At 61.5% G+C, this 20,210-nt stretch carries 10 protein-coding genes and 1 pseudogene; 7 read left to right on the forward strand and 4 right to left on the reverse strand.

The window, feature by feature from the left end; all coding sequences use genetic code 11:
* Nucleotides 1-23 precede the first annotated feature (23 nt).
* The 3 genes from GBRO_RS00180 to GBRO_RS00190 are packed head-to-tail and all read left to right on the forward strand — an operon-like array spanning nucleotide 24 to nucleotide 8,601.
* A complete protein-coding gene (locus tag GBRO_RS00180; protein ID WP_012831984.1) occupies nucleotides 24-4,022 on the forward strand; it encodes an Eco57I restriction-modification methylase domain-containing protein in 3,999 nt (1,332 codons plus the stop codon).
* Complete coding sequence (locus tag GBRO_RS00185) at nucleotides 4,019-7,480, forward strand: SNF2-related protein (RefSeq protein WP_012831985.1); 3,462 nt, start codon at nucleotides 4,019-4,021, stop codon at nucleotides 7,478-7,480. Before GBRO_RS00180 ends, GBRO_RS00185 begins: the two co-directional genes overlap by 4 nt.
* Nucleotides 7,477-8,601 carry a DUF3320 domain-containing protein gene (locus GBRO_RS00190; protein WP_012831986.1) on the forward strand — a complete coding sequence of 375 codons (1,125 nt, stop codon included), beginning with the start codon at nucleotides 7,477-7,479 and terminating at the stop codon, nucleotides 8,599-8,601. Before GBRO_RS00185 ends, GBRO_RS00190 begins: the two co-directional genes overlap by 4 nt.
* Here the strand turns inward: GBRO_RS00190 and GBRO_RS00195 are convergent.
* Both GBRO_RS00195 and GBRO_RS00200 read right to left on the reverse strand, forming a co-directional pair.
* Nucleotides 8,598-10,107 (reverse strand): annotated as a pseudogene (locus GBRO_RS00195) (IS1634 family transposase). The gene GBRO_RS00190 and the pseudogene GBRO_RS00195 overlap by 4 nt on opposite strands.
* Nucleotides 10,108-10,812: 705 nt before the next feature.
* Nucleotides 10,813-12,549 (reverse strand): hypothetical protein, encoded by a 1,737-nt coding sequence (locus GBRO_RS00200; RefSeq protein ID WP_147290603.1) that lies wholly within the window; start codon nucleotides 12,547-12,549, stop codon nucleotides 10,813-10,815.
* 976 nt (nucleotides 12,550-13,525) lie between these two features.
* Between GBRO_RS00200 and GBRO_RS00205 the strand changes: the two genes are divergently transcribed.
* The 4 genes from GBRO_RS00205 (at nucleotide 13,526) to GBRO_RS00220 (ending at nucleotide 17,862) form a co-directional block, all read left to right on the forward strand.
* Nucleotides 13,526-14,233: a hypothetical protein gene (locus tag GBRO_RS00205; RefSeq protein ID WP_147290604.1), complete on the forward strand. Its 708-nt coding sequence runs from the start codon at nucleotides 13,526-13,528 to the stop codon at nucleotides 14,231-14,233.
* Between the two features lie 150 nt (nucleotides 14,234-14,383).
* Nucleotides 14,384-15,694, forward strand: a complete 1,311-nt coding sequence (locus tag GBRO_RS00210) for an ISL3 family transposase (RefSeq protein WP_012831990.1) — start codon at nucleotides 14,384-14,386, stop codon at nucleotides 15,692-15,694.
* A gap of 42 nt (nucleotides 15,695-15,736) precedes the next feature.
* The gene (locus tag GBRO_RS00215) at nucleotides 15,737-16,078 is read left to right on the forward strand and encodes a hypothetical protein (protein WP_012831991.1); all 342 of its coding nucleotides are present in this window, start codon (nucleotides 15,737-15,739) and stop codon (nucleotides 16,076-16,078) included.
* A complete protein-coding gene (locus tag GBRO_RS00220) occupies nucleotides 16,075-17,862 on the forward strand; it encodes a hypothetical protein (RefSeq protein ID WP_012831992.1) in 1,788 nt (595 codons plus the stop codon). Before GBRO_RS00215 ends, GBRO_RS00220 begins: the two co-directional genes overlap by 4 nt.
* A gap of 423 nt (nucleotides 17,863-18,285) precedes the next feature.
* On the opposite strand, the gene GBRO_RS00225 is transcribed toward GBRO_RS00220, so the two are convergent.
* Together GBRO_RS00225 and GBRO_RS00230 are read right to left on the reverse strand one after the other, a co-directional pair.
* Nucleotides 18,286-19,077, reverse strand: coding sequence for an oxygenase MpaB family protein (locus GBRO_RS00225; protein ID WP_012831993.1), 792 nt, complete (start codon nucleotides 19,075-19,077; stop codon nucleotides 18,286-18,288).
* A gap of 104 nt (nucleotides 19,078-19,181) precedes the next feature.
* On the reverse strand, nucleotides 19,182-20,156 hold the full coding sequence (locus tag GBRO_RS00230; protein WP_012831994.1) for a DUF808 domain-containing protein: 975 nt from the start codon (nucleotides 20,154-20,156) through the stop codon (nucleotides 19,182-19,184).
* Nucleotides 20,157-20,210: the final 54 nt, after the last annotated feature.

Below are 20,210 nucleotides of genomic sequence, written 5' to 3' on the forward strand. Positions count from 1 at the left end.
AGGTGAGCCGGAGGAGTACAGCTGTGCGTTTGAGCGCCGACAAGACCGTGAAGTGGACTGCAGCGTCCGCGCCCGACGGGGTTGCTCCTGAGAAGGTCTATTTCGGCCCGGACCCGCACCACCTCGGAGGCTTCCAGGTTGCTGTCGCGCGTGCTGCCTCGGCGCCGTCCCGCCAAGTGCTTCGAGAACTCTTTAACGCGCGCAAGGGCAAGACGCAGGTCCAGCTCATCATCGCAATACTCCACGACGAGACCGCTTACATGTTTGGCCCTGACCCTCAGGCGCAGGCCGTTGAACTCCCGATCGAACAGGCTCAGCGTCAGCTTCAGTCCGTGCTTGCCGAACCTGACGTGCTGGCCGCGACGGAGCGATACGCAGCCTTCCGGAAGGCGAACGACACTACGGGTGTCGTGGGCTTTACCAATAGCGGTCTGTTTGCGACGCACCACATTACGAGCAATGTCCCGAAGCGATCCGACTGGGAGGCTCTCGGCAAGAACGCCGCGCCACTGCTCAGCAAGCGGGGTAGGCAGCTTGTCGAGGCTCTTGGGTTCGGCACGTCACCAGGGCCAAACGGAACGATGCTGCTTTCGACGGGTGGCCACCCGCCTCGCGCGGTTGCAGTTCTACTTGACGACTCCGAGCACTTTGACACTAAGACCCAGCGCTTCCAGCTTTCGCCGGTGGCGTTTGGCCTGGCGGTCGCGTCGAGGCAGGAGGTTCCGTGGCTCGTCGTGCTTCGGAAGGATCAGATCAGGCTGTACCCGGGCCGCGACGGTGTCGGCGTTGGATCCAAGGGCCAGGCCGACACGTTCTTCGAGGTCGACTTGTCGACCATCGATTCCGAGTTCGCTGCCCTGCTTCCCCTGGTGTTTTCTGCGGATGCACTCGTCGCCGATGGCACAGCAGATGGACTGCTGCGCGACAGTGCCCGTTACGCGACAGAGTTGGGCGCGCGCCTTCGGGAGCGAATTTACGACGAGATTGTTCCTCCTCTGGCGGTCGAAGTCGCACACCGTCTTGCGAAGAACGCAGGTGTGAAACTCGATGCTGATGGACTCGCGCTCGCCTACCGTGTCACCCTTCATATTCTCTTTCGACTGATCTTCCAGGCATATGCCGAGGACCGTGGCCTTCTGCCGTCTGGCCGAAACGAGGGCTTCGACGCAAACAGCCTCAAGACAAACGCCCGACGATTACTCGACGCGGATACTAGCGACTTCGGAGATTCATCCACTATCTGGTTCGACCTCGTGCAGGTGTGGAACGCGATCGATCACGGTAACCCGCAGTGGCAGATTCCCGCATATAACGGAGGGCTTTTCTCCACGGACCCGGACCGATCGCCCGAAGGCGCACTTATAAAGCGAATCGAGCTGCCGGATAATGTGCTCGGCCCAGCGCTCAAGAGTCTTCTCATTGACATTAACGAGGACGGAGTACTCGGCGCTGTCGACTTCCGCTCGCTGAGCGTTCGCGAGTTCGGCACTATCTACGAGGGCCTCCTGGAGAGTTCGCTCTCTCTTGCCGAGGAGAACCTCACGGTTGACAAGAATGGAGCGTGGGTACCGGCGAAGCGTGGTGATGAGGTGTGGGCGCGCTCCGGGGAGGTCTACTTCCACACAGCGTCTGGAGAGCGAAAAGCGACCGGTTCCTACTTCACGCCAAAGATAGTCGTGGATCACCTCATAGAGCGGTCGATTGTCCCCGCACTCGGTGTCCATCTACAGAAGATTGCCGATCACCTAAACAACGGTGATGCATCCGCCGCTGCACGTGACTTCTTCGATTTCCGCGCGGCAGACCTCGCGATGGGCTCTGGGCACTTCCTAGTCGCGGCCGTCGACAAGATCGAAGCGCTCATGCGCACTTTCCTTACGGACCATGCAGTTCCAGGCGTTGTCGAGGAGCTGTTAAGGCTCGCGGAGGTCGCACGGAACGCTCTCGGCACCGACGATGTCGCCAAGAGCGAGGTCGACGAGGTGGGCCTTCTGCGTCGGCAAGTCGCGCGCCGCTGCGTCTATGGCCTCGACATCAATCCGATGGCGGTCGAATTGGCTCGCCTCGCCCTGTGGATTCACACGTTCGTGCCCGGCCTCCCTATGAGCAACCTCGACCATGGGTTGGTGAACGCCAATAGCCTTACTGGTATCGGCACAATCGACGAGGCACTCGATGCTCTGCAGCCCGGCCGTAAACCGGGTGAGATCAGCCTCTTCGATGAAATTCTCACCGATCAATTGGCGTCCTCGAAGACCCTGCTTATCGATGTTGCAAGCGCCAGCGAGGCGAACAAGGCAGAGGTGCAAGAGGGCGCGCGGATGCTTGCTAGAGCGCGTGCGTCTGCAGCTACCGCAAACAAGATCTTTGACGCTGCTGTTGCTGCACGGATCGGTTGGATCCAGCCTGGACTAATTGTGGACAAACCGTCCTTGCAATCAGTCCTTGAGCGCCCCGAGACAGCGAAAGCCGCGGAGCAACTCAACCCAGCTCACATGCCGTACCTCTTTCCAGAGGTCTTTCTGCGTGATCGGCCCGGGTTTGATGTAATCCTTGGCAACCCTCCCTGGGAGACCGTCAAGGTCGAGGAACAGAAGTGGTGGGGCCTCAGGATGCCGGGGCTGCGTTCACTGCCGCAGAAGCAGAAACGAGCCGGACTCGTTGCCTTCCAGAAGGCGCGACCGGACCTCGTTGACGAATATGAGGCTGAACGACAGACAGTTGACGCCTACGCCACCGTGCTGCGGACAGGCCCATTTGTTCTTGGGAGCGGGGACATCGACCTTTACCAGGCGTTCGCTTGGCGAAACTGGCAACTACTGCGGCACGCGGGACGAAGTGCGGTCGTGCTCCCAAGAACAGCGCTGTCGGGATCGCCCCTTGAACACTGGCGGCGACTCGTGTTGACCAAAGGCTCCTTCACCGACGTGTGCTTTATCTCGAATACTGGCCGCTGGGCCTTCGACATGGAGCCGCGCTACACGATTGGGCTGACCGTTGTGGAAAAAGGCGGCGACCGATTTGTGCGCTGGTCTGGCCCATTTTCGAGCGAGCAAGAGTTCCGGAACGGTGCGGATACTGTTGCGTCAGTTCCGTGCAATGAGTTTTCCTCTTGGTCGGACTCGGTTTCGTTCCCGTTAATACCCGATGCGAAGTCGGCCAGCATCTTCCGGCAGATGAAGCAGAGCCCGCGATTCGATGATGCCCGTCCGGGCTGGGAGTTTCGTCTCACCAACGAGTTACATTCGACCAACAACCGCGCACTCTATGATTTTGATCTGTCAAAGGGTGCGGGTAAGACACCCGTACTTGCTGGCTCGTCCTTCAATTTGTGGATGCCTGACGCTGGCGACCCGTATGCGTACAGTGTCACTTCGAAGCTGCGTGCGCACCTGAAAAAGAAGCTCGCGGCGCAACTTCGGCAACGCAGGTCCGCGTACTTCGGGATGACTTTCGGCGCGAAAGACCTTCCGATGGATCACGCCAGGATCGTCTTCAGAAAAATCGCGCGTCCAAGTGACAGCCGTACCTCAATCGCATGCCTCATTCCACCAAGGAACTCGATCACCGAGGCTGGGCAGATTGTTGTGACCGTTCAAGGTGATCCGAAGGCGGAGGCATACTTGCTCGGCGTTCTCAGCAGCATTCCATTCGACTGGGCGGCCAGACGGTGGGTCGAGCTTAATTTCAACTTCTACCTGATGAATCCGATGCCCGTGCCCAGATACTCACCCGGTACTCCGCTGACGAAGCGCATGGTAGAGGTCGCTGGAAAGCTCGCCGCCGCTGACGAGCGTTACGCCGACTGGGCGGCCGCGGTTGGCGTTCGGGTCAGCTCAGTGAAATCGGCCGCGGAGAAAGAAAGCTTGATTGCCGAACTCGATGCGCTGGTGAGTCTGCTGTACGGCCTTGAGGAGGATCAGGTCGAGCACATGTTTGCAACTTTCCACCGTGGTTGGAACTACGAGGCCCGGCTCGACGCGGTCATTACTCACTATCGAGAGTGGAAAGGTAAGGCATGACGCAACTGCCCGACTTTGCGACCAATCACGCATCGACCGAAGCGGGACTCACGGTTGCTGACAAAGTCAATGAACTGTTCTGTCTGCTGCGTGAGAACAAGGTGACTGCTCCACCGATTGCTATCGCGACGGCCTACGTCAACCCAGCTGGTTTCGCGCTTCTTGCTGACGAGTTGGAACTAGCACCGCGAGTTCGGTTGTTGCTCGGTGCTGAACCCGAGGAGGAATCGGTCCGAGCGATCACCTCGGGTGACTCCGATCAGGACGCACGACGAGACGCGGCAATCGAACACCACCAGGCCTGGCTGGAAGCGGAGCGGGACACAATGGGCTTTGCTCGTATTCCTACGGCCGAGGCGAAGCGGATGGTCGAGTGGCTGAAAAGCATGGACGTCGAACAAAATCCAAGAGTCGAGGTCCGTCGCTACTCGGGTGGCTTCCTCCACGGGAAGACCTACCTCGTCGAGGACAACGCAACGCAGGCGGCGATCGCGGGGTCGTCGAACATGACCTACGCCGGCCTCGCCCGAAATGCCGAGTTGAATCTCGGCACGGGTGGTGGGACGGGCGCGGCGGGAAAGGTGCGTGAGTGGTTCGAGCACTACTGGTCACAGAGCGACTCGTATGACCTTGCAGAGCTGTATGGCCGTCTGTGGGATCCTCATACGCCGTGGGCGATCTATCTTCGCATGCTTTGGGAACTGTACGGCGAGCATCTCGATTCCGACGAGAACCCTGAACCTCACACGCGCCTTGAGCTGACGCGCTTTCAGGCGGATGGGGTGGTGCGTATGGAGCGCCTTCTCGACGAGCACGGCGGTGTCCTGGTCGCCGATGAGGTGGGATTGGGCAAGACCTACCTTGCCGGCGAGGTCATCTACCGAACGGCAAACATCAATCGGCAACGGGTGCTCATCGTCGCGCCGGCCGCGCTGAAATCGTCGATGTGGGAACCATTCTTGGAATCCTACGACTTCAGCCGCTGGGTGAAGGTTTACTCCTACGAGGAGGTACGCAACCGCCTCGACCCCGACAGGGGACCAGTTGATGCGTTCCTCCAAGAGGTCGCAGACTATTCACTCGTCGTCATCGACGAGGCACACAACCTGCGCAACTCCGGAGCACAGCGTTCAGGTGCCGTGGATCGAGTCATCACGGCCGGCGGGTCCAAACGCGTTGTGCTGCTTACTGCTACGCCGGTCAATAACTCGCTCACCGATCTTGAAACTCTGGTGAAGTACTTCATCCGCGACGACGCCCGCTTTGCGGCGCTGGGAATACCGAGCATCCGCGAGTACATCAAGCAGGCGCAGGCCATGGACCCCGCCAATCTGACACCCGAGCATCTGTTTGACCTGATGGATCAGGTTGCCGTGCGGCGCACCCGAAAGTTCGTCAAGGAGCACTACGCCAACGAGCTGATCCGGGGCGCGGATGGGAAGCTGACAACTCTGAAGTTCCCGCAGCCCAAGGTTCGCCGTATCGACTACGACCTCAACGATGACGGCCTGGCGCTCATTGACGCGATGGTCTACGCGCTCGACGACCCGACCGATCCACACGCCTCACGCGCGTGGGAAGAACGCAGTCGCGATCCGCAGCGGCTGATGCTCGCGCGCTATCTCTCCAGCATGTACACGGTCGACCACGACTTGCAGGAATACCAGATCACAAACGCAGGCCTGCTTCGGTCTGGTCTCCTCAAGCGACTGGAGTCCAGTCCACAGGCGCTCCACGCCTCTCTGGAAAACATGATCGCCTCCCACGAGAGCTTCCTGGAGGCGCTCGGAAAGGGCTTCGTTCTCAAAGGCGAAGCGCTGAGTGAATGGGTCTCCTCCGACTCTGACGACCTCGACGCCTTCGTGGCCGAATTCGACAACGACGAACAGATCGAATCGGTCGACGGCTACCACCTCACCGAACTTCAGGGTGACGTCGAGTCCGACATCGCTCTGCTGTGTGAACTGCGAGATCTCGCCCACCTTGTGATCGAAGGTGTCGAGCCCAAGGTTGAGCAACTCGTCGAGGAACTGACGACGATTGCGGCCGACGCGCAGCGCGTCGACCCGCGCGGTCTCTCGCATGCCGACCGCAGGAAAGTCATCGTCTTCTCGGCCTTCACCGACACGATCATCCCCATCCACGACGCCGTCGTGGAAGCAATCCAATCAGCGCCCGCAGGATCTCCGCTGGCCGACTACCGGGCTCGCATCGCCCCGCCAATCATGGGCTCCTACGCCAAAACCCACGAACGCGGAGCAACCGGCGGCGTCGACCAAGGAGGCCGAGCGTCAACCATCGCCGGCTTCGCACCCGCGACGGCTGGACCTCGAAACGCGAAGGGCGAGCCAGCGGCGAAGGACGAGTTCGACATCCTCTTCACCACCGATGTGCTCTCCGAGGGCGTGAACCTCCAACAAGCCGGGCAGATGATCAACTACGACCTGCCATGGAACCCCATGCGCATCGTGCAGCGACACGGCCGTGTCGACCGCATCGGCTCCAAACACGACTACGTCCACCTCGGGCTCTTCTTCCCGGCCGAACGCCTCGACGCCCTGCTGGACCTAGAGGCACGTCTGGAAGCAAAGCTAGCGCTAGCCGATGCGGCAGTCGGGGCAGGGAACGTACTGCCGGGCCGCGGACCAGGACACGAAGTGAATCTCACCGACGACCAAGTCACCGACGAGTTCGAGAAGCTGCTCGACGCCGGTGGATCGAGTGCCTCACTCTCCGGCGAGGAGTACCGTCGGCGACTGTCCAGTGCGTTCAACATGGACCCGCTGCTGAAAGCCGACATCCTCGGTCTCCCTTACGGTTCGGGAAGCGGATTCGTGAACCCAGTGGTGAACGGCAACGGCTACGTCTTCTGTATCAAGATCGGAAAGAGCCCGAAGCCCTGGTTCAGATACGTGCCGGTCGACGACGACTGGTCGCTCCGCCACAACGAAGACGGCCACCCACTGATCTCTTCGGACACCCTGCTGTCCCTCCGCGTCGCCGATCCACAGAACGCCAGCGCTGATCGATGGCTCCCTGACGAGGTCTACGACCACGCCTTCGACGCGTGGGAGGTCGCCCGCGACAGCGTCTACAACGTCTGGCAGGAGCTAACCGACCCGAACGCGTTCCAACCCGACCTGCCACTGTCCTTCCGGGACGCATACGCACTCGTGTTCAAGAGAGGTGGATACCTGGGCAGGGACGCTCAAATCGCGCTCGCCAATCGCCTACGCAGCGTCCCCTCCGCCAAAGTGTCGCGTCAGGTCCGCGGGGCAATCAACCAAGGTCGCACTGACGAGGAACGCATCAAGCTCATCACCGAGGTGCTCGACGAGGCCGGAATCAGCGCACCACCGCCACGCGAACCCCTCCCCGATGTCGAGAAGCACGAAGTCCGCCTCGTGACCTGGCTCGCCGTGAAAGGCACGCGGGCACTTGAGGAGACAGCACAGTGACCTTCGATCCACGCCACTCCGTCGATCAAAGTCTGCACCACCTCGCGCAGCGACTCGACCCGATCATCGGCACCAAGTTGGCGCCCAGCCTCGGCGGCCTTCCATGGCCGACAGTCCTGAGTGAGCTCGACAAGATGAAGGGCAAACCACCCAAGTCTTACTCTGCAGCCGACCTGCAATCGCAACTCAGAATGATCACAGAACGCCTCGGCAAACTCGGGTTCCCGTTCGATGACTACACACGCGTGGTCACCACTCTCGGCAACGAACTGCGGATTGTCCGAAACCGGTGGGCACACCATGATGACCTGACGACATTGGATGCCTGGCGCGCAAGTGATTTCGCGGTACGACTCCTCGAGCACTTCGGCGACGACCAGGGTGCCGCTGATGCGCGAAAGCTGCGTGACGAAGCCTTCGACGCCTTGGTGGAGGCGAAAGTCATCGCTGAGCACGTCGCACCGACGCTAACGCAACCGTACACCGAGGCGGCGGAGCCCGGTGCCGAAGCTGAGCCGGACTCGGACGTCGTTCGCCCAGACCCTTTCGTGTTGAAGCGCTCCGACTCTGCGAACACCCCAACCATCGGCTCCGGACGGTCGGAGTTCGAACCGTGGACAGTCGTCGTGGTCGGTGATGTCGATGTCCTCGACGCCTTGCCGAAAAAGGTCGCCAAGGAACAGGTCCGTGCTGTCGCAACCGAGATCGCGGAGTTCGAAGGCCCGATACACATCAATCGGCTCGCCCAGCTCACAGCTGCATCCTTTGGAGTCCAACGGCTTTGGCCGGCGCGCGAGAAGAAGCTGGTCTACCAGATCAAGCAGACCGAGCTGGTCATCGATGGCGACAAGTGTGTCTGGCCAACCGATCTCGATCCAGCAACATGGACAGAGTTCCGGCCCAACGACAGCACTGTCGACCGCCCCTTCACTGAGATCAGCCCAGCTGAGATTGCCAACGCAATGCGCTTGCTTCGAGCCGACAACCCGGGGATCAGCGACGCCGACCTCGACGCTGCGACCCTCCGAACCTTTGGACGTAAGCGCAAGACGAAGCAGTTCGCTGCACAACTTGAACGGGCGCGACATCTCGTTGATCAGTACCTGACTTTTATCAATTAGTGCGTAGGTTCTCGGATGGCCTGGAGTGCTTCGTTGAGGTCGTCGGGGATGGGGTCGGCGGCGGTGATGGTGTGCTCGCCGGCTTGGACGGTGATGGTGCGGTAGCGGCGGGCTGTGGTGACGAACTTCTTGATCGACCAGCCGGTGCGGGCTTCGATGATGCGGGTGACGGCGAGGGCGGCGAACACGACTGCGAGGTGTGCGCGGATCGAGTCCTCTTTGCGATGGAAGATCGGGCGCGCGGCCAGGTCGGATTTCGACATCCGGAAGCTCTTTTCGATCCGCCACAGCTCATGGTAGGTGCCGATCACGAAATCGCTTGTGGGCGAGTCGATATTGGTGGCATACGCCTTCCATCCGGCCAGAGTTCGGGCTTTGGTCTCCAAGTCGCGGTTCACGCTCTTGGCCGCGCCCTTGAGTGTGACGAACCGGTTGCGTTTGATTTGACCGGGACCTTGCCCTCGACTGCCTTCTGCGCCTTGGCGATCTGCTCGTCGATACCGCGCAGTGACCGGCGCGCCCGGTCGGCCTTGTACTGGTAGTAGACCACCTGGTTACGGCGGTGGCGCGTCTTGGATGTCGCCGGCCACGGCTGGGTCAACACCGCCCGTCGGGTATCTCACGACCGGGATTGTCGTTGTGCCACTTACTGATCACGTACGGCACGGTCGGGATCTTCTCACCGAGGATGAACGACGGGCCGGCTTCTTCGATCGCTGCTTTATTGTCCGCGGAGATCATGCCGGCATCCGCGACGACAGTCACGTTGGTGAGCCGGTGGGCGGTCATGAACGCCCGCAACGTCGGCATCAGCGTCAACGTTTCTGCTTTATTGCCCTCGAAAGCCTCCACCATCAGCGGAAACCCGGACGCATCGGTCAACAACCCGACAGTGATCTGTGGTTCAAGGCGGCGTTCTTTGGAGAATCCGGGCTCGCGGAAGCCGTCGGCCTTGTCGGTCTCGAAGTAGAGCGTTGTCACGTCGTACAACACGAGGGTGGCCGAGTCCAGGCCGGCATACGCCGCGCACGCCGCAGCCAGTTTCTGCCGCCACACCGGCTCAGCAAACATCGGCAGCCGCCGGTTGAGCGTGGGATACGACATCGGCGTCAGCCCGGCCTCGGTGAGCACGCGTAGCGAGTCGAGCTTGCTGGTCGGCTCCAGGATTCGGGCGATCACCAACTCCTCAAACACCTGGTCAGAGCCGGTAGCGCGGGCGAAACCGAGTTCGCGATACACCCCCGACAGCGCCTCGCACAGGTGCGCCATCTTCGACGACGTGATCGGCAACGGCCCACCCGACACCCCGGCCGACCCGAATCCCAGATCCAGCTCACCCTGATCGCCAAGGATGCGCTGAGCCGCAACAGCTTTCAATGCCTCGATCGCAGCCTTGTCGTGCGCCGAACCCAGATGCTCAATCGAGCGTGACCCACGTCGCGAGGAATGCACGATCTGGACCGCCGTCGCTCCCGACGCCGTCTTCACCGTCCGCACATACGCCACACCCGTAGCCTACGAACGCCGAATTAGTGCGCAAATCCCAGCCCACACCAACCCATCAACCCAGGTCAGCGCGATCCCGACCACTAATGTCCGATTCGGTGATAAAAGTCAGGACGACACGGAAGACGAATTGGGGCCGCCGCAACACCCACGGTCGGGCAGTTCATCGCAGCATCACTCAGACGGCAGGCCACGCGGGCGACACCGCGAACATCTACCGCCAACTCCGCTGGAACTGCCATACGCCATGTCAGATCGTTGGGCTGACATGCCCATCTTTTTCGCTGCGGCCGTCGGGATCTCCAACGCGAACGGCGGCGTGACACAGGGCCGCAAGAACTGAAACGATGCGATGAATCGGAAAATCATCCGGTCCGGCTTGATGCCCGGGATACCGCGAGCATCAGCATGTAGTGCCACACGGTCCCGGAACGTTGCCTTTTGACCGCGCACCGTGCCTCCCGTTCTTACTCCAGATCGAGTCCGAGGTACGAAGAGGTACGTACCCGGAACGTACCTCGTAACCGGATGAACGGTTTAGTGTCGTCTGACGGTAAGCGGCGGAGAGATATCGGCTGGACAACAAGGCAGGACCCGGCGATGACCGCCGGGCCCCGCCTTTCTGGGACGCACGTCTACCGTGTCGGGCCAACTACAAGGCGAGGTCGGCGTCAAGAACACCGAATGAAACCTCCGCCGCGTGTGCTATCGATCGATGACTGTGGTCCAGTCTGGGTCCTCGGTGTTTACACCGGGTTGTTCGATTCCGCCCAGTGACCAGCAAGCGATGTCCGGGTGGTGAGGGTTCTTCAGCTTGTTCGGAATGTAGACGTAGAAGTACGGGTCATCCCCAGGCGCTAGACGCAATTTGAAGCCCTCGGCGGTACCACTGTTCAGAGCCTCACGGGCTTCTTCGGCGTTGATCGCCCGTGCTTTGGGGTGGTGGACAGCGATGGTGCCCAGAGGAAGCTCCCGTTCACCGAGTTCGAGGTGAAAGTCTTTGACGAAGTACGTGACGGGGCCGCCGGCGTCGAGGATTCGCTCGAGTTCAGGTGATGTTGTGCCGGTGAGAATTACGGTTCCGGTCGCGACAAGTGGCGAGGCAATTAGATACCCATCGATCATGCAGCGCGCCACGCGAAGGTTGACACGATCCCAAGTCGATACCTCGGCAGGTAGCGCGAAGTAGCTGGAGCAGTATGGTTGGACGGCCTCCAGGTCGACTGCGATACCGACGATCGCGCCAAGCTCGTCGATGTTGTTGAACTCGAGTCGATCCAGGCCGAGTATGCCAGCGCGCTGTCCCTCCAGGTAGAACTCGCACGTGGACGTGGAGTGAAGGTTGACGAGCAGATCGACTAGCTGAATTACCTGGCGTGGCTGGATGTTTCGCATGTTATAAGTCATGTGAAGCGCTCCGGTGTCGCCGGCTTTGTCTGGTTGGTCGATCTCGATGACGGCGTGATCGTAGAACTCGATCGTGATCGCCCAGCCCTGTGTTCCGTGGTTGACGTAGGTCACTGTGCCCTCGTGGGCTGATTGCAGCGCGCCGTTCTCATCCACGAAGCGCAACTCGGCTGCCCTCCCTTCAGCGTTCGGCAGCGATTCGGTAGTGATACGTAGTTCGCCGGTGGCGTCGTGAGTCGCGAAAGCCGCTGGGCCAGTGATGGACACGTTTGACAGCGCTTCGGGTGGGAGCACAATCGTTCCACCAGAACCGTACTGGATTGACCGCTCGAACTGCCGACGCAGTTCGGCATGTTCGGGACCGAACCGTGTCGCGAAACTCAGCGAGATCGGACTGTCCCGCCAAGCGTTTGGCGTCTTGGGGTAGGCCGACAGCTCGACCATGCCGCCGACCCGTGCAAAGTTCACGCCCCAATGCAAGTCCATGGCATCGCCGCGACCTCCCAGAGCCGCGATTCGCTCTGTGAGAGAGCGTGTCCCGCCGGCAAGTGACTCGGTCTCTTTGCCATACAAGAGGATGTCGTTCTTGAGTTGATCGGTGGCTAGGTACTGGTGCACATCGGGGTACTGAGCGATCAGATCGTCGAGTTCCAGGCGGTCGGCAATTCTTACGCGAGGAGTGTCGTCGCGTTCGAGTGACTGGACGTACTTGCGTTCTCCTGGTGTGAGTTTGGTCGGAACGACGAGGATCCACTCGAACGGCAACGGACTGAGCTTGCACGCGCGGTCAAACGACTTCTTGATCTGCTTCTGTCTAGATGTCTTTCTATCCCCGCTGAAGCCATCGGCGAAGTACTTGATCTGATAGACACGGCGGCGATCACCTTGTGCAACATCGATGTCCACTCCTTGATCGCCGCCTCGACCGTCGGGACTAACGACTTCAGCGATTCCTGACCACTGACGCCTGACGAGCGCTTCTACAATCCGTTCGAACTCGTCCTTGCCAAGTCCGGGCCAATCGACAGGTGTCAACGGACGGCCCCTCCTGCTTGCTCGCCAGCCGGTCGGTTTGGCTCACCGCCATACCTGGTGAGATGCCAACTCGCATGCGCGCGTTGTTGACGTAGCTCGGTAGCGGCAGTGCTCCATGTCGAGACCTCCAACAGAGCCGCTTCGATGAACTCAAGTTCCCGGATCAGGGCGACGCGATTCGCGGAATATGCTGTGGCACAGGCTTTTGAACAGAAGAGCGGCCGTCTTCCCTTGTTCTTGATGGGATACGAACACGGATTTGTGCATCCCGGATTCAGGCAGATGGCAACCGGTGGATAGAGAGTCCGGTGAGACAGGAGATCGTCGACCGATTTCGGGGTCGTCAGCGAGCGGATACTCATGGTGCGTTGGTCTACCAGGACGCACCGACAGGACGGCACGCCAAAGGCGGACCATCCTCCTCAAACAATGTGGGCTTCGACGTATGCACCAATCTTAGGCGGTGATTAGGGCATGCACTGAGCGGTTGACCTGCGACACGCCGACAGATGGCAGCGGTGCAAATGAGGGAGTCTCTCGTACTGTTCGTGGTGTGCCCGCTCATCGAGGGCGGAGGCAAGCGCTGCTACGAACAGCGCCCGCCCCCTTACGGGCACCCGAACGGCTAGGGAAGGGGCCCGTCGTGGCTCATGGTAGTGCCTGTTGGTTGCGCTCCCGTCGTGTGACGGTGTTGCAGCAGGCCGACGTGTGGTGCCGCCCCCACTCGGGTCTACCACCACCAATGTGAGTGCTGTGCTGCGGTGGAAACGCTGCGGGACAGCGTTGCAAAATCTCGGCGTGCGTCGCCGGGAGTGCCGTGGGAGGGCCGGAATAGGCCCCGACCCCCCACGGGCGGCAGATGCCGCGTCCAAAACTCACAAGTTCTCAGCTAGCTAGGAGATTCTGGCATGTTCATTTCACCGTGCCCGCGGCACGAAATCAAGCGCACCCGCCTCATGTTTTGGGGGTGTTGGTGATGGCACGCGGCAAGGGTGGCCCGACGCCGCAACCCCAGCCGAACGATCGCGGCGGCAAGCGCGCCACAGATCGTAGAGTTCGCCACGACAAATCCGAAGTTGTTGTCGGAACAATCTCCACCGATGGTCTCGATGTAGATCGTCTGAATCGGTTGCGCGGCATGGGTATTAAGGTGCGACAAGCTACTGTCGGGGAGTCGGTGCGGGAGGCCGCGGCGCGCGTGCAGGCATCAGTCCCGTTTCGCTCGGAGATCGTCGACCGGGACGCGTTCGGCGCAATCGTGCACCTGTTGGTCGCCTACTACCACGACACTGGCCGGGTCGATCCGCTGCGGGCACTGCGCCGCAGCAACGTCGACGCGTACTTGATGTCACGCAACCGACCTGCCCGCCGGACCCTGCGATACCTGCTCTACACCGCTGGCCGCGTCTGGTACCCGCATGAGTACCCACCGGCATTCACTTTGGACGCTCCGCGCCAGATACGCACCGCGCCGGCCACCGACGAGGAGATCGACGCGCTGTACCGCGTCGCATTGACCCTCGGTGAGAAGTGGGAGCCGGCGCTGACGGTGCTCGTGGACCTCATGTACGGGGTTGGTGCCCGCCCAGAGGAGCTCAAGCATCTGCGGCGCGAGCACATTCGGGTAGAGCGGCATCACGGGGAGCGGTGGGTGGTGGTCACCTTGCAAACCGGCTCTTCCTGATTGACGGTGCGTGGAACAGGTTCTTGCGACCACAAGATGTAGGGGTGAGCAAGATCGCGGGGTGATGGGCGGTGTCGCTGGAGGTGTAGGCGGGTCCTGCGGTGTGAGGATGAAAGCTCTCACACCATCAGCCCGACACCGACAGGACCCATGTTGCAGCGTAGCGCTATTGCCGACACCATTTGCCGCACCATCGAGCTCGGGGTGACGATCACCGGTGCCGCCCTCGACGGCGAGGACCGCACCCACGTGTTCTGCGAGGTCCTGGAACCGAAGAACACATGTCCCGGATGCGGGCTGCCGGGTCGGCTGCGTGACCACATCGATCGTGAGGTCGCTGATCTGCCGATCGTGGGGCATCCGACTCGGCTGCATATCTCGGTGCCGCGCTATCTGTGCGACAACCCGGACTGTCCCACCACGATCTTTCGTGCCGACATCTCGACGATCGTGGCGCCGCGGGCACAGGTCACCCGGCGCACCACGACCTGGATTCTGCGGGCGATGATCGTCGACAAGATGTCGGTGACAGCGGTCGCCGCTGCGATCGGGATGAGTTGGAACACCGTGAACAACCTTGCGTTGGACGCGGCCCGCTCGTTGGCGTCCGCACCGGCCCGCCTGGACGGTGTGCGAGTCCTTGGGGTGGATGAGCACAAGTGGAAACACGTTCGCGGCAAGGGGGATTCGAGTTTCGTGACCGTGCTCGTCGACCTGACACCGATCGTCGATGGTACCGGGCCGGCACGTTTGTTGGACATGGTCGCCGGCCGTTCCAAGGCGGCGTTGAAGGATTGGCTGACCGCGCGCGATCCTGCGTTTCGTGACCGAATCAAGGTGGTGACGATGGACGGCTTCTCCGGGTATCGCACCGCGACCGCTGAAACCCTGGACAAGGCGCGTGCGGTGATGGATCCGTTTCATGTCGTGCACTTGGCCGCCGACAAGCTCACGGTGTGTCGTCAACGCGTACAACAGGATACGTGCGGACACCGCGGCCGTAGCGGGGACCCGCTCTACGGCATCCGCCGCCCTCTGCTCACCCGAATCGGCTTGTTGACCGACAAGCAGAAGACCCGCATCACCAACGGCCTCCAAGCGCGTGAGGAACATCTGGCGGTCGCGGTCACCTACGCCGTCTATCAGGACCTGATCGACGCCTACGACCAGCCGCACAAGCGAGACGGGAAGATCGCGATGTACAAGCTGCTCAAACGCATCCACACCGGCGTGCCAAAAGAACTCGCCGAACTCGCCCAACTCGGCCGCTCGCTGTGGGCTCGACGGACCGAGATCCTGGCCTACTTCGACACCGGCGCCTCCAACGGGCCCGTCGAAGCGATCAACGGCCGCCTGGAACACCTACGCGGGATCGCGCTCGGCTTCCGCAACCTCAACCACTACATCTTGCGGTCACTCATCCACTCCGGCGGCCTGGCAGAACACCTACACGCACTCTGAATCAGGAAGAGCCTGCAAACCCCGAAGACAGCGCCACGAGACGTGCCGGTCCTTGACGAGCAGATCGGGAGAGAATTGGAGTACTACGCCGCGAATGCACGCCACGACCTCCTCCTGGCATTCGGCTCGGCCCCTACCGTCGAAAGGAACGGCATCAACCGGGTCAACGATCGGCTTGCTGAACGTGGCCAGCCCGAACGACTCAACGCGCAGGCGCTGCGCCATGCGTGGATACAAGAAATCGTGCAGTTGGTGCCCGTCAGCGAGTTCTGCTACCTCGCCGGGGTCACAAGCCTGCACCACATGAGCGACCTGGATGTGGTTGCCGACGCGACGGGCGACATCAACGAGATCACCGCTCACTTCCTGGAGGACGGGCAATGAGTATTCATCCCAGCATCAACCACTCTGAAGTCCACACCAGCGACAGGATCTTCACTCAAGCAGTGGTCGTCGTGAACCGCTCCGGTGCCGCAGCGATGATCGAGGCGTGGCGAGCCGAGAGCGTGGCCGCACCCCGCGGACCGTTCCGAGGGGCCCTGTCCTACACAGTCGAAAGCGTCCTCGTCGCCCTTGCCTGCGTGCTGCTCAGACGAGCCGAACCTACGGTCCGCACGATTTTCCGCACCCTGCTCGACTTCACCCCTGACCAGCTTGCCCAGCTCGACATCGCCGACGCCGATCTCACCGCCATCAGGTCCGATGCTGACCGAGCCTTGAAAAGCTTCAGGAACCGGCTTGATCGAACACTGGCCTGCCTGGACTCGGCACGCGATCAGCCCGCAGTACGAATTCCCGTCGCCCAGCACAAGGCGATCATCCGAGCCCGAACCCCTGAGCAACAAGAAGCATACGCGATAGCGGCGCAACGACTCTCGACTGTCGTCAATCGCATTCTGGCCGGCTCGATTCCCACCGAATACCAACAAAGCGGCCGCGGCGATGTCGTCGTCGACGAGACCATCATCGACACGTCAGATGGGACCTACGACCTTGGCGTCACCGACGACCGCAACCGGTCGGCCATCTACTTCGGTGGCTACTACCGAAGGGACTATCGCAATCGCGTCGACGCCGAGGGGAATCCGCTGACGAAGAAACGGGCGTGGGGAATCGGTGTCACGGCGGTCAGCAGTGTCGGGCCGCCCGATGCCTTGCATAACCGGCCGATCCTGTTCACCGGCATAGCTATTCACCCACCGACGTCGGGATCACTCGAAGGGCTCGACGAAGCCATCGAGCATCATCAACGCAACGGGTTCGACAGTCGATCCGCAAGCCGAACCGCCAGATGGCCGCTGATCACCTTCGACATGGGCTATTTGAAAGACGGCCTCGATCGATGGCAATTTGATCGCAAATATGCTGGCGTCTTCCGCTATCCCGACCACTGGCGACGCGACTTCGAGAGCGTTCCCGCCCAGCCCGGCGGCGCCAAACCGGGACCCGTCCAACTTTCGGGTGCTTGGTACTGCCCGACAGCTGCCGGCATCTCCCTGGGCAAGAACTACGTCAAGCCCTTGCGCGACGTGCTCAATAAGGACGAATGGGAAGCTCGCGAACGCCGACTTCGTCAGCTCCTGCCACGGCTGATGGGGGTCGACAGACGACTGCTTGAACGCAATACTCGACCAGGCCGCCCCGCCGAAGGTACTCAGCCTGCTAAATCCGTCAAGCTGGTGCTGACCTGCCCGGCAAGCATCGGCAACGTGAGATGCGCGAGGTGGCACAACGCCGAGACCGAGGACCGGCTCGACCTGCCCTACATCGAACCCGAGCCCGACATGCCGTACTTCCCGTGTTGCACACAGCGCAGCGTCACAATCACGCTGACCGACGACCAACGAAAGCGTCAACAGCTCAGTCAGTGGGCACCCGGATCCAACGACCACGCGATCTACCACGAGGCTGCCCGCGCGCTCACCGAGCAACGCTTCAATCTGATCAAATCGCGGACAGTCGCCGGCCTGGTCCATCTCAAGTACGGGCCGCGCCGCGAACCGCTGGTCAAGCTCATCATCGCGATGGCGTTCGCCGTCGTGAACGTTCGCGAGATCGAGCGATTCGAATCGTCAAACCGTGACCTCCCCGAATCAATCGCCGCGAAATGGCGCCGACTCGAAGCGGACCTCGGACAGCCGCCGATCCGAATGCCCAACCGCACATGACCCCTTAACTCAACAACTGCAAACCTGACGAGGGCGGCCCCGAAGCCTGGGCCGCCCTCAGTCGCGCTTCGGCTCGGAAACCAATCGAAGATTAACCGCCCATCCAGACGCCGGAACTCTGTGAGCGGCTCTGCGCTGGGCAAGCCGCAGTGCAGATTCCATGACCCCACCCCGGGCCATCTACGCGACGACCAATCCAGGGCCCGCGGCCAGCACGCAAGGATCGAGTGGCCAACGGCCGAAACTCGTCGGAGATTCGGCATAAACTAGTCGGATATCAGTCCACGAAACATCACGGCTGCAGGCAAGATAAACCGCTCACCACGAGTGGTTCAGCTCAGGTCGCAGATATGCTGCCTGAGCTTTGTTCTTTTCCTCACGTTTCCGCCCGCGGTTCGCCCGCTCAAGCGTTGAACGTTGTAGCTACCGCGCGCTCCGGCGCGCAGCAATCACTCTGTCGCGCACCTCATTCGGCCAGATGTTGCGTGTCGGCACCACTGTGTCGAGCGCCGACAGCCGGGCTGCGTAGCGATGCAGAGAGCGCCGATCGTCCTCCGACACGCTGATGCCCAGATGCTCGGCGGCCACCGGATGCTGGATCGCGCGAACGGCTGCGGTGGGGAGCTTCTTGAAGAGCCAGTAGTCGGGTCGGAGGAGTTGATCGCGATACCAGGCCAGACCAGGGTCGGGATCGAGTTCGGTGGCCAGTGCGTGCGCGAAGTACTCATCGAATTCGACGACGGTCGTTGGCATCACGCGCGATGAGATGCCGAAGCGGCGATACCACTCACAGGTCTCGGCGTAGAGCTGTTCGCGCATCGGCTCGGTGAGGCCACCGAAGAAGACGTCCACGCACATGAACAATGCATCGACGTAGGTGGCGTGCTCGAAGAAGAACACGTCGGGATTGAGCGCGTGGTAGCGCCGACCGTCGGGCCGGTGGCCGTGAAACTCGTCGTGGCTGTAGCGGATCATCCGCACCTCGTCGAAGTCCGCGTCGTACGCCGAACGCACGATGCATGGCGCCGTGCGTTGCTTGTGCACAAAGACGCGACGCTTGACCAACGAGAACTCGTGGGTCGCGGCGGCGATCGACGGATGCAGCATCTGCAGCGTGACGGCCCGGCAGATCGACATGATGAACCGGCGATCGCCCAGATAGCGCCATAGCAGCGAGTTCTCGTCGAGCGTCACTCCGGCGTTGTTGATGGCCATCGTTGGCACCCCCGCCCGTCCAGTATCTGATCACAAGTGTAGTCAGACGTGGCACGTCCCGCGATCGGGTACGGGTGCTCACCGTACGTCGAGTGCCCGCTGCATCACGACGCCGAATCGGCGACCTCTTCTTTGGCATGACCCCGGCGTTTCGGGATGAAGTGCATGACCACCACGATGATCGCGCCGATCACCAATCCGACGAGCGCCGACACGACCGTCCCGGACGTCCATGCCAACACGCCGCCGAACCCGTGGGCGAGCTCCTCGAACCAGTGCTCGACGTCGTGCAGACGATCGGCCGGCCAATGGAATCCGGCCTCACCGACGTTGACGATCAGAATGTGACCGCCGACCCACAACATCGCGGCGATACCGACGACGGTGAGCGTGGACATCACCTTGGGCATCGCCCGGACCAGGCCACGTCCGATGCGCTGACTGGCCGTCGACTCGCGCTGCGCCAGCGACAGCCCGACGTCGTCCATCTTCACGATCACCCCGACCACGCCGTAGACGAGGACCGTGATGAGGACGGCCACGACGATGAGCACTGCCAGCCGCGTGAAGAACGGCTCGGACTCGACCGACGACAACGAGATCACCATGATCTCCGCCGACAGGATCAGGTCGGTGCGAATCGCGCCGTTGACCATCGACTTCTCGAACTCCGGACCCTTCTCTGCGGCCGGCACGTCGTCGACGTGGTCGCCGGAGTGCCCACCACCGAAGGCCTCGTACACCTTCTCGGCGCCCTCGTAGCACAGGAACAGGCCCCCGGCGATCAGGAGATACGGCAGCGCTTGCGGAAGGAACTGACTCAGGATCATCGCGACCGGCAGAATGATCAGCAGCTTGTTGCGGATCGAACCGACGGCGATCTTGCGGACGATCGGCAGTTCCCGATCAGGGGTGAAGCCATGAACGTATCGGGGTGTCACGGCGGTGTCATCGACAACGACGCCCGCGGCTTTGACACTGGCCTTTCCGGCTGCCGCGCCGATGTCGTCGATCGACGCCGCGGCCACCTTGGTCAGAGCCGCGATGTCGTCGAGCAGGGCGACGAGGCCACCAGCCACAGGAACCTCCAGAAGACGAAGCACAGGTCAGCAACAGTATGCCGACTGGGCTCC

The sequence above is a fragment of the Gordonia bronchialis DSM 43247 genome (genome assembly GCF_000024785.1).
Classification (GTDB): Bacteria; Actinomycetota; Actinomycetes; order Mycobacteriales; family Mycobacteriaceae; genus Gordonia; species Gordonia bronchialis.